Annotated in this window: 8 protein-coding genes; 4 read left to right on the top strand and 4 right to left on the bottom strand. The window is 64.4% G+C overall.

Going from position 1 to position 11,872, the window contains the following annotated elements; translation table 11 throughout:
- Positions 1-46: 46 nt before the first annotated feature.
- Positions 47-865, bottom strand: coding sequence for a hypothetical protein (locus M9921_13295; protein MCO5297821.1), 819 nt, complete (start codon positions 863-865; stop codon positions 47-49).
- A gap of 209 nt (positions 866-1,074) precedes the next feature.
- On the opposite strand from M9921_13295, the gene M9921_13300 reads away from it, so the two are divergent.
- The 3 genes from M9921_13300 (at position 1,075) to M9921_13310 (ending at position 5,974) form a co-directional block, all read left to right on the top strand.
- A complete protein-coding gene (locus M9921_13300) occupies positions 1,075-3,531 on the top strand; it encodes a VIT and VWA domain-containing protein (GenBank protein ID MCO5297822.1) in 2,457 nt (818 codons plus the stop codon).
- A 4-nt stretch (positions 3,532-3,535) separates the two neighbouring features.
- Complete coding sequence (locus tag M9921_13305; GenBank protein MCO5297823.1) at positions 3,536-5,023, top strand: hypothetical protein; 1,488 nt, start codon at positions 3,536-3,538, stop codon at positions 5,021-5,023.
- Between the two features lie 177 nt (positions 5,024-5,200).
- Positions 5,201-5,974, top strand: a complete 774-nt coding sequence (locus M9921_13310) for a PEP-CTERM sorting domain-containing protein (protein MCO5297824.1) — start codon at positions 5,201-5,203, stop codon at positions 5,972-5,974.
- Between the two features lie 92 nt (positions 5,975-6,066).
- Here M9921_13310 and M9921_13315 read toward each other — a convergent pair whose 3' ends face one another.
- A complete protein-coding gene (locus tag M9921_13315; protein ID MCO5297825.1) occupies positions 6,067-7,041 on the bottom strand; it encodes a lactonase family protein in 975 nt (324 codons plus the stop codon).
- A 275-nt stretch (positions 7,042-7,316) separates the two neighbouring features.
- Between M9921_13315 and M9921_13320 the strand changes: the two genes are divergently transcribed.
- Positions 7,317-9,344: a glycosyl hydrolase 115 family protein gene (locus M9921_13320; protein ID MCO5297826.1), complete on the top strand. Its 2,028-nt coding sequence runs from the start codon at positions 7,317-7,319 to the stop codon at positions 9,342-9,344.
- Position 9,345: 1 nt separating this feature from the next.
- Here the strand turns inward: M9921_13320 and M9921_13325 are convergent, their stop codons facing one another.
- Both M9921_13325 and M9921_13330 read right to left on the bottom strand, forming a co-directional pair.
- Complete coding sequence (locus M9921_13325; GenBank protein ID MCO5297827.1) at positions 9,346-11,085, bottom strand: DUF3352 domain-containing protein; 1,740 nt, start codon at positions 11,083-11,085, stop codon at positions 9,346-9,348.
- 19 nt (positions 11,086-11,104) lie between these two features.
- Positions 11,105-11,869: an SGNH/GDSL hydrolase family protein gene (locus M9921_13330; GenBank protein ID MCO5297828.1), complete on the bottom strand. Its 765-nt coding sequence runs from the start codon at positions 11,867-11,869 to the stop codon at positions 11,105-11,107.
- Positions 11,870-11,872 lie beyond the last annotated feature (3 nt).

Here is an 11,872-nt window from a genome sequence, read left to right on the forward strand (position 1 = left end):
AATCCAAGGCATTCGCGAGCACAACCCGTACAATTACGGGGCGCAGTTACGGAATGTAGGTCGCGGCTGGCTTGTCCACCTTGAACGCGGCAAAATCGCTCCGGCGGATGAAGCCCCAGGGCTTGATGCCCGCATGGCCGTCCGTGAACACGTAGTTCCCCTTGTTCCGGTGCCCCTTCGTGGGGAGGCCGTTGTACGACGCCGAGGAGCCACACGGTGGTGGGCCGACATCGGAGGGACCCTGCGATGGGTAGTTCCGGCCCGCGAGCTTGCCCGTGTCACAGTCGATGAACCCCGAACCCCAAATGCCGCCGACGTACTGGTCCGCAACCGCCGGGGAGTACTGCTCCACCCAAGCGACGGTCCCCGCGGGATCGCTGAACACGGTCGTGGGGCGACCCGCCGTCGTCCAGGAGCCCGGGCTCAAGAACCGGTACAAGCCCGTGTTGGGATCCGTGTCCGAGGTGCCGTACTGGACCGTGTAGATCGGGCCCACGTACGAGTACGACCGGGTAATGAGCTTGAGCCGGTAGCTGCCGTCCCACCACGGAACGGAGTTGGGGGCGACGCGCCGCTGAGGATCGCTCGGACACGTCCAGATCTGGTCGTTCTTGGTGTACGGCTTGACCTGCATCTCCGGCGGCATGAAGTTCGTGTTGCCGCCGTTGACGGGCGGAACCAGCGCGGCCCAGGCCATGTAGCAGTCGTCGTAATCGCCCGCGTACATCATCGTGGCCAGCCCAATCTGGTGGTGGTTGCTCAGGCACGTCGTCTGCTTGGCCGCCTCCTTGGCCTGGGCGAAGACGGGAAACAGAATGGCCGCAAGGATCGCGATAATCGCGATGACGACCAGCAACTCAATCAAAGTAAAGGCACGTTTCAAAAGGGAACCCCCGCGAGAAGATCTCGCAAGGGCAAGTATAGTGCGGTTCCTGCGGATTGGCAAGCAAATCGGCCGCCCGAATCCCGGGATATCCACCAGCACTCTCGCTATCGCCGTAACGCCTGCCCCAGGCACCCCGTACAACTAACGGCAGCGCGGTGAAAGAGGCCGCGCCGTCGCAGGAGGTTGGGATGCTCGCATACGCATGGCTGGCGGTTGGTGCTTGGGCGCTTCAGGGAGGTCCCGCCGTCGATCCCGGCTCCCTCCAGATCCTGGACAGCGAGGGACGGCCCGGGGTGGCGTGTCCGCTCAAAGGCACGGACGTCGGCGCGACGATCGAAGGGTTTGGAGCCCGTGTCGTAGTCGTCCAGACGTTCACCAATCCGAGTCCGAAGCCCATCGAGGCGATCTACACCTTCCCGCTCCCCGAGAACTCGGCTGTCGACGGGATGCGCATGTTCGTCGGCGACCGCATCATCGAAGGGGTGATCAAGAAGCGCGCCGAGGCGCGCGAGACGTACGAGAAGGCGAAGAAGGAGGGCAAGTCCGCGGCGCTGCTCGACCAGCAAAGGCCGAACATCTTCACCCAGTCCGTTGCGAACATCCCGCCCGGCGCGGAGATACGGGTGGCCATCACCTACGTTCAGATCCTCAAGTTCGAGAAAAGCGAGTTCGAATTCGTGTTCCCGATGGTGGTCGGGCACCGTTTCACCGGAGCCACGACGCCCGATCCGGAGAAGGTCAGCCCGCCGATCGTGCCTCGGGGCACCCGCTCGGGAGCGAACATTCGCCTGACCGTCACCCTCGATGCCGGGGCGCCGATCACCTCGTTGTCTTCCGTCCTTCATAGGGTCGACGTGGAGCGCGAGGGCGCCACCCGCGCCCGTGTCCAGCTGGCGAACGCGAACGAAATCCCGAATCGCGATTTCATCCTCCACTACAGCGTCGCGGGGGACAGCGTGGTCGGAAGTCTGCTCACGACGACCGACCCCAAGAAGGGCGGGTTCTTCACCCTCGTGCTCGTCCCGCCCAAAGCTCCAACCGAGAGCCAGGTGACGCCCAAGGAAGCGATCCTCGTGATCGATCAAAGCGGGAGCCAGGACGGCCTTCCGATCGAGAAGTCCAAGGCGCTTTCCACCAAGGCGATCGACGCCCTGAACCCCAACGACACGTTCAACGTCGTCTCGTTCGCGAACACCTACACGGTCCTCTGGCCCCGACCGCGTCCCGTCACCACCGCCAATCAGTACACCGCCAAGCAGTACGTGGCGAAGCTCGAAGCCAACGGGGGAACGCACCTCGAAGAAGCCGTCGCGGCCGCCCTCACGATGCCGCCCGATCCGAAGCGCCCCCGCGTGGTCCTCTTCAACACCGACGGGTACATCGGAGGCGAGGCGGAAGCGCTCAAGGCCATCCAACGCCACCGGGGTAACGCGCGCATCTTCACGTTCGGAATTGGCAACTCGGTGAACCGCTACCTCATTGAAGCGATGAGCGCCGAGGGCCGGGGCGATGCGGAGATCGTCACACTGAACGCCGATCTCGACGCGGCCGTGGACCGTCTGGTGCAGCGCACCGACTCCCCGATCCTCACCGACATCGACGTCTCGTTCGAAGGCGTGCGCGTGCGCGACACGCTCCCTCGGGCGATTCCAGACGTGTTCAGCGAGACGCCCGTGATCGTGAAGGGCCGGTACGACCGTCCGGGCACTGGCTTCGTGATCGTGAAAGGCAAGCTGGCCGGCAAACCCTGGCAAGCGCGCTACCCCGTGACCTTCCCCTCGCAAGGCAACTCGGGTTCCGCGATCGGGTCGCTTTGGGCCCGCGCCAAGGTTGACGACCTGGAGCTTCAACAACGGTTTGAGGAGGTGTGGGGTCAGGCGCCCGCGCAGCCCCGCAAAGAGGATTTTTGGAAGAACGCGATCACTGGTCTCGCCCTTGAATTTTCGATCATGACCAAGTACACGTCGTTCGTCGCCGTGGACAAGCGCATCGTGAATCCAGGAGGACAACAGGAAACGGTCCACGTCCCGATCGACATGGCCGACGGGGTAACTTACGAAGGGATCTTCGGGAAGGTCGACGAGCGGCTGGCACCGACCAACAGCCCGGACACGTACCGGCCGGGAGATCCTCTGCTCAGCATCGACGCACCTCAGAACGCGCGCCAAGTGGTCGCCGTGTTTCCCGAGGGCGACGTGAAGCCCTTGGAGTGGAACGCGACCGCCCGGCGCTGGGAGGTTCGGTTCGATATCCCAGCCTCGTTTGCGGATGGGAGCTACACGGTAACGGTCTACATCGTGGAGGCCGATGGCACGCGCCGGGTCGTGAAGATGCCTTTCGAGGTGTCCACCGTTGCGCCGGAGATGCACCCGTTGAGCCGACTGCTCAAGGCCGACACGATTCGGCTGGAGCTGGATCCCGATCCGCGCTGGGCGCGAATCAGTCTCCTGACTCCATGGGGCGACCGGCTCGAGTTCGTGTACGACGCGGCGACGGGGAAGATCCGGCTCGATGTGGTCCTTCCGAGGGGTTTTGAGGGAGGTTGGTTCCGGCTGGTCGGTCTCGACCGGGCGCACAATCAAGCCCAGATGAGGATCTTGATCAACGCCCGCGGCGAGATCCTGAAACGGGAACCGATCCGCTAACGCCATGGCCACGAGCGTGCTGGCCTGGGTTCTGCTGCTGCTTGGCCCATCCGCGAGCACGTTTTGGGGTGACTACCGAACGGTCACCGCGCTCGCGTTTGACGCCAAGGGAACCCTATGGGCTGCCACCCGTGGGGGCCTCGTGGCTTACGATCTCCAGGGTGGGGCGAAGGCTTTCGGTTGGAACGGGCTCCTCGAAGGCCGCGGTCCCGAGGACGTGTGGATTCGCGACGGGATTCCGTTTGCTTCGACGGGAGCGTCCGTGGGTTCTTGGGAGGACGGGCACTGGGTCGATCACCCCGAGCTTACGCCGAGGCGTCCGACACCGATTGCGGCCGAGGCCCCCGGGTTTCGCGTTCCCGATCGACCGGTGTGGCCGGAGTCTGCGGGTTTTCCGTTTGTTCCGCCTCCCGGCACGACTGGAACGCATGTGTCCGCGGTGGCCGGCGATGCCCGCCTGTTGATCGCGGCGTGGTACGGCGACGGCCTGTGGGTTCTGGAGAACGAATCCTGGCGCCGGCTTGCCGGCGGCTCCCGTCCGGAGTTTGCTGCGGTGCGCTCACTGGCTTGGCATGGGAACGACCTTGCCCTCGCCACGTTTGACGGCGACGTGTGGATTCGCGCAAAAGGGAAGTGGAAGCACCGCGCCCCTCCCCCGGGGCCCGGCGGGAGCGTTTACGGGTTGACGACGTTCGACGGACGCCTCTTTGCGAGCACGTTCGAGGAGGGGCTTGCGGTCCTGACGGGCGGGCGGTGGGCTCATGCCGTGCCTCCCTCGATGACGGGCCGCCATCCGCGGGAGCTTGTCGAGTTTCAAGGAAAGCTCTACGTCCGCCAGTCCACCGGCGAGGTGGATCGCTTCGATCGAAAGGCATGGACCCGCAACGTATTCCCTTGGCTGCTGCGGGGCTCCTCGACGTGTCTCGGGGACGGCGAGGGTCGACTCCTGGTGGGGCAGTTCGGCGGGTGGAGCGAATTCGACGGACAGCGCTGGTCGCACTTCCTCGACGTGGAAGCGCTGCAGGGCCAAGTGGTCACCGCGCTGGCCTCGGATAGGGGCATGGTGTGGGTCGGCACCCAGCAAAGCGGAGTGGTTGCGGTCGACCGAAAGACGAAGTCAGCCATGACGCTTGATTTGAGGAGCGGATTGGGAGACGACTGGGTGCGGCGGATTCTGGCGGATACCCGCGGCCTTGTGGTCGGGCTCTTCCTTTCGGGCGCCTATGTTTGGCAGGGAACGGGTTTCGCCCGCCTCACCTCCAACCTGGAGGGGGAAGCCACCGGGTTGGCGCGGAACCCGTCGACCGGCACGTTGTATGTCGGGTCTCGCGACGGGCTGTGGAGGGTTGAGCATGGCGTCGGGACGCTTGTCGAGTTGCCCGAGACGACGGCGATGGAGGTTCAAGCGCTGCATGCCACCCCGCTCGGCCTCTGGGTGGGGATGCCGAGCGGATTGGGGTACTTGCCGTGGGCGGCGTTGGGCGAACCCTAGCTAGGGCCAACGGGCGACCCTGTTCGAATTGCTGGGTTCCAGAGTCAATGGACCCGGGTCATCTTGCTAGCCAAGGACGGTGTATGTTACAGTAGATTCACCAAGACTTTCCTTGGCTACTGATTGGAGGGAGAAATGAGACCAACTCTACTTGTCGCTTTTGGTATCCTCGCCGGCTTGTCCGCAACCGCCGAGGCAACCCTTGTCTACGCTGTCGATCTGCGCAACGGCAGGTTTGTGACGTTCGACACGCTGGCGCCCGGAACGCAGAACGTTCTGGCGACCAGCTACACGGGCGGCTACTACGGTCTGGACTTCGACGCCTCGGCGACGAACCTCTACGGAGCGAAGGGCTCTTCGACCGTGACGCCTACCCTCGAGCGGCTGAATCTCGCCGATGGCAGCGTGGCATCGTCGACCCCGATCACGGGATTGGACGCCGGTGGAACGGTTACCGGACTGACGATCGACAACGCGAACAACGCGTATCTTTCGGCAAGCGGAACGGCGGGCTACAACCTGTACAATCTCAATCTGGGGACCGGTGCGGCGTCCCTCATTGGCACGATGTCCGCCACGAATATCGTCATCGATATCGCGACGGACGTCAACGGGCGCATGGTTGCCCACGACATCAGCACCGACAGCTTCTGGTTCGTGAACACCAGCTCAGCCGCGATGACCCTGATCGGGTCGCACGGCTTGGCGGCGAACTTCGCCCAGGGCATGGACTTTGACTGGTCCAACAACACGCTCTATGCCGCCGTCTATACGGGTGGTGGCACGTTGACCTACGGCTCGGTGAGTCTGGCCGACGGTTCGGTCACCTCGATTCCCGGCATCGTCAGCGGCGAGTACGAGATGGCGGTTCAGTCGCCGGTTCCCGAGCCCGCGTCGATCATGGCCCTCAGCCTCGGCGCATTGGCGCTGCTCCGACGACGGAAACGATAACGAATCGTCTGAGCACAACGCGGGCCGCAAGGAACTCCTTGCGGCCCGCTTCGGTTTTTGGGGGCTGTTGAGAAAGCCCCAGCGCTCTAGAGCTAGCGGCGGCGACGGCGAAGAGCCGCCAATCCAAGGCCGAGCACGAACATGCTTGCGGGTTCCGGCACGGGGTTGACGGCCAGACCGCCGAGGGGGCCACCCGTATCGAAGGTCCCGCCCGCCGTCCACGTCCCGCCGCTGTCCGTGAATCGTGAGATGATGCCCGTTTCGTGGCCCGCAACGAACATCTCCTGCCCATCGGGGCTGAACGTCAACGATACCGCTCTGCTGACACTCGCGACGTTGGTTGTCGAGGCGAGGTTTCCAGACGCGTCGAACTCGAGTTTGAAGACCGCGTCGGCTCCGATGTCGGACACATAGAGATCGCCGTTGGGCGCGCGCTCTAGGTAGTGGAGGACGGAACTGCCGGGGACCGTCCAATCTGGCCCGAGCGTGTTGGTGGCCAGGTTGTAGCTGAATCCGACCGACGTGGCACGAGTGCCATAAAGCCACTGCCCGTCTGCGGAGACCGCCACTCCGCGCGTGCTGGTGCCAGGCAGGATCGAGCCGTTGGCCACGGCATTGCCAGCGCCATCAAAGGTGAATCGGGAGATCCCGTTGTTCAGGTTGGCTGCGAACAGCTCGCCCGAGTTTCCGAAAGCCAATTGGTGCACACCGAACAGGCCATTCCCCGTGATCGTGCCCGTCAGAGAAAACGAGTCGGTGCCGGCATCGTAGTCGAACCGAGAGATTGAGCTTGCGGCCGCGTTGCCGTGCCGATTACCCACCAAGAGCTCCGATGCGGAGCGGAAAGCCACGGAGGAGGGGTCCGCCAAATCGCTGGCAGCGAGCCCGCCGATCGGATCAAAGGCTCCACCGTTCCCTGGCAGCTGCCAGCGATTGACCCCTCTCCACTCCGAGGGCCCGACCGACCCAGAAGGCGTCACGGTCGCCAACAACTGGAAGGGGGCGGCACCTCCGACGGTGGCAACCATGGCGATCCCGAACGAAAACCAAATTCTCAACAGCTTCAAGACACCCTCCTCTCGATGGCGTAGCCACCGCATGCCAAATGGACCGACAAACGAAAGAGACTCCCTCAAATTGCAGGGATTCCAATCGCATAGTGTAGTCGCTGTTGCCGTGACGAAACCGTGACAAGAGTGCGGAAACCATCGGAAGTGTAAGAATGACAGCCTCGAAGGTGCAAGGCGACTGGGTCTCGCCCGAATCCACGGTTCCTCATGCGGCGTGCCGACGTGTTGTCCCTGTGAGGCCGGGTCCGTCGACCGTGGGTAACCTCCTTGGCGTGACTTTGGCCTTTGCGGCACTCGTGTGCCTTGCTCCGGCAACCGCCGCCGAGCCCATTCGGCGCGGTTCGTGGATCGAAACCGGCCCAGCGGGGTCCGGAGCGGTCGTGCTCGTCGCGAACCAGGCGTCGCGTCCGGTGATCGTTGTTCCCGAAGGGGAGAAACCCAACGTGCGCGTCGCCGCCCGGTTCTTGGCGGGCGACATCCGGAGCATCACAGGAGTCGAACCCGAAATCCTGGCGGCCACGCCCGCCGGGCGACCCTTCATCGCGCTGCGAACCCAAACCACCCGGGAGTGGGAGGCGTACACCGTGCGCACGGTCCCGGGAGGAATCGAGATCACGGGCTCCAACCCCCGCGGCACCGCGTTCGGCGCTTACGAACTCTGCGAGCGGCTCGGAGTCGATCCGCTCCATCGTTGGACCGGCTACGTTCCCGAGCGCCACTTGCCTCTGGTCGTCAAGAAGGTCGATTTCCACCAAGGGCCCCCCGACGTGAAGTTCCGAGGGTTCTTCCACGACGATGAAGACGTGTTTCCAAGGCCCATGATTCCCCTCCAAGCCGCAGATGGGGGCATCGGGCCGGATCCCAACGGCGTGGTCTCGCTCGATGACTACAAGCGGTTCTTCGAAACGGCCCTGAGGCTGAAGATGAACATGGTCGCCCCGTGGGTGCGGACCAACCGGTACCCCGCCGTGGAGCGGCTCGCCGACCGGTGGGGGCTCTACCTCACGTCGCACCATTACGACACCCTGCTTTCGGATCCCTACCATTTCACGCGCCCCCAGCAGAAGACGCCGTTCAACGACGCCAAACCCGGCCTGGCCGAGCTGCGCGGGGTGAATCCCGAGTGGGATTTCGTGTCCAACCGGGACGGCATGGTCCGATTCTGGAAGGGAGGGGTCGAGGAGAACCACGCGATCGACTGCATCTGGCCCATTGGCCTCCGGGGAACCAACGACTACTCTTACAAGTGGCCCGAGGGCTACACCCAGGAGCAGATACTCGGAGCCTACGAGGACGCGTTCCGCATCCAAACCGAGCTGGTGAAGGCCCAGGTGCCGCCCACGCGCGAGCGGCTGTTCCACTTCACGATGTACACCGAGATGCTCCCCTACTACCAGACGGGGAAGCTTCGCGTGCCCGAGGACGCCATCATCGTGTGGCCAGACAACAACGACGGGTTCATGCGCGGCCTGCCCTCGGGGCCTCATGCGCACAAGCACGGCGTGTACTACCACCTCGCCTACCTCGGAGGAAACATCTCGAAACAGACCGCGCAGATCGTCCCGCTCGAGCGGGTCGAATCCGAGTTCCGCAAGATCTTCGAAGCGGGCGCCACGGAGTACATGCTCGTCAACGTTTCGGATCTTCGCGAGTACCTGATGGGCGCGCGGTTCCTTTCCGACCTCTGTTGGAACGGCCGAAGGGAGTTCGAATCACCGGGGGCGGCGGATCGGTTTCTCGGCTGGTGGTGCCGGGAGTATTTCGGGGTGGACGGACCGGTCGAAGCAGCCTACCGCGCCTACTTCGCCTCGATTCCCGACACCACGGACTACGGATACGGCGCCCTCAAGTGCTTGGGCGCCATTCCTTCGCTGAGGCTCAAATTCGAAGGCAAGCCGTTCGCGCCAGCGCAGCCGGATACTTTGCCGACGCTCCTCGCCCGTCAGCTCCTGACGCGCCGCCTCGAGGCCCGAGTGGCGGAGGGACGCGCCGCAATCCGCGACGACTTGGCGAGGCGGTTCTACTTCGAAAACCTGGAACTTGCCGCGGCGATCGACCGACTCACCACGGAGGCGGGCGTGTTGCTCGTGTCGGCGATGGCCGAGCCGGACCGGAATAAGGCCCTCCGACGCTGCCGGGAGGCCCTGGTGCCGCTGGAGCATCTCGAGGCGCTGCTGCAGCGCGCGAACCGCCCGCCGTTCGAGCACTGGTACGGCCCGAGCTGGACCGTCCAGCGCGACAACCACATCGTGTTGCCGAGGGTCCGGCTCGAGGCCCTCCTGCGGGAGTTCGGCGCCTAGATCAGCGTGCCATCGATTTTCCGACGAGGGCGATCGCCTTCTCGAAGTCGAACGGAAGCAGCAACCGACCCGTGCCTACCTTGCCGTCGAACTTGCCGCTGCCCACGAGGGGCGTCAAACCGTCCCCGAAGAGACCCGTGAAATCCGAGGCCTGAAAGGGACCCCCTCCCGACGGGTCGCCCATCTTCGGCTCGAGCGCGAGCAAGATCTTCTTGAGATTCACCATTACCAGGCCTTGGGCTCCGGGCGTCAGGTGTGCTTGTCCCGAAACGAAGATCGGCTCCTCGGCCAACGTCTTGCCGGACTTCGAGCCTTCGATCGCGCGCTGCACGAGCCCGCGAGAACTGGTCACCAGGAGCGAGTTGCCGATCTGGGCGAAGACGAGCGATTTGTTGGCCAAGAGTTCGGGCGGACCGGGCTCGGCGCCCATGCCTTGCTCCCACGGTTGCGGCGCCGGGGCCGCAGTCTGGTCCAACCCGAACAGCTTCTTCCTGCTCGGCGCGTCGAGCTCCCAAACCGTCGCATCGCCGACCTTGCTCTCCACGAATTTCAGGCCCTTGCCGCTCTCGGCGGTCTTCCGTTCGAGGATCGCCCGAACTTTGGCGGCAAGCGACGCCGGATTCGCGCCGTGCGCGTCCGTCAGGAGGAGGGCGCCTTCCACATCGCTCGGTTGCCCCAGGTTTCCGGGGTAGATCGCCAGCACCTGCTCGCCCATGAGGGCGGGGACGAGATCCTTGGCGATGCTGAGGCCCGTTTCCTTCTCGAATGTGCCCACCGCGTCTTTGAACCCATCGGCTAGAGCGGGCTCTTTGCCGACGGACTCGTCCATCGAGTTCCAATACCGCCCTCCCTGCGAGTAGGCGGCAACGCCATACGCTCCATCGGGGAGCTGCTTCAACGCCGTGAGATCGATGGGTGCGATCTGCCCGAGTGCGGCGAGCGACGGCATCTTGCTCGCGTCCACGGGGCCCTGGTAGTCGAACTGAATCCCCTCAGGAACCACGGTGGCGCTCGCCGCCATCCACGTCGCGGCGCCGAGTGCTCGGCCGCCGGGCGCGTCGCCCATGTTCTCGAAGAACCGGGGCGCCAGGAAGACCATCACGTTCGCGTCTTCGGGCAGCGTGGCGCGCGCCGCTGCGAACGCACTCGATTTGGCGACCGACGGTTCCGCCCCCGCGCGCACCCGTCCGACCCGCATCAGCGCGACGTCGGAGTTGGCGACGGCCAGGTACTTGTCGACGACCGCGGCGAACATCTGCTCGTTCGTGCCGGGGATCGCATAGCTGCCGTCTCCTTTGGGCTGGCCGTGGGTCTTCAGGCTGGCTTCGACAGCCGCGGGGTCGTCGATCGAGAGCAGGGTGACGGTCAGTTGGGGCTGGCCCTTGGGGTTCCAAGCGGCCATGGCAAAGCTTCGTTGGAAGTGGGGCTGGATCTCGGCGGCGATGGGTTTGCCGTCGAACGCCTGCGCCAGAGTCTCGTCGAGCTTCTTCGCGATGCCCTCCCGTTCGAGCGCGGCGGTGATCTTCATGAAGACCGACAACTGACGCTGCGAAGGGTTGGTGTCCAGGGTCACCACGACGTCCGCATCGGCGGGAAGAAACGCGATCGCAGCCTCGCCTGGACGGTTGAGGAGGAACTGGTAGGCCGCAAAGCCTAGAACGGCCAGCGCTGCGACGGCGACGAGGGCGATCCGCGACGCCTTGCCTTTGCGCGTGCGGGGATGCGAGTGCGAACGGTTCATGGTCTGGCCTCCCGGCGTTTCATCGAGTACTAACAGGGAAACGGGCGAAGGGCTGGGGAGGATGCATTCGTGGTTTGTGGTGGCTTGTTTCAATTCCAAACCAGGGAAGGAGTTCTTTGAGGATCAGTTCGTGGCCGGCTCGGTTAGGGTGGTTCACTTGCGACATCAGGGACGGAAGGTCCGTGCCGGACTTCGTGGCCTTGAGGAACGCGTCGAACGAGTCGGCCAGGCCCGTGCCGTATTTCTTGGCCAGTCCCCGAATCTGCTCGGCGTGCAGGCTAAGGGGGTCCTTCGGGTCCTCGGGGTGGGCGGACTGGTCCCACGATGGCGTGAGCAGAATGACCTTCGCACCACCCTTGGTCGCCTGCTCGATCATCGACTCCCAGGCGGCTCGGGCCGCGTCCAACCCGAGGCGGCGGTCGTTGAGGCCGTAGTCGATGGTCACAACATCCGGCTTGAGGCTCATCACGTCCCTTTCAAACCGCGCGGCACCGGTGTCCGAGGCCTCGCCTCCGATCGCGGTGACGATCACGTTGACCACCGCGTGCGGGTATTTCTTCGCCAAGGCCTCGTGGAGAAGGTGGGGATACGCGTCGAATGTTTGGACGGTCGGCGTCACGAAGAACCCCGCGGGCACGCTGTGTCCGTGGCACACGATTGTCACGGTGCGGTTTCCAGGCCACTTGGCTTCAAGGAGCCCGACCAACGGCCGGGCAAAGGCGGCGGGCTGGGCGATTTGGCCGCCCGTCAGGTGAATCGCGAGAAGGCCCAATGGAAGCAACATTCC

This window comes from Fimbriimonadaceae bacterium, from assembly GCA_023957775.1.
GTDB lineage: Bacteria > Armatimonadota > Fimbriimonadia > Fimbriimonadales > Fimbriimonadaceae > JAMLGR01.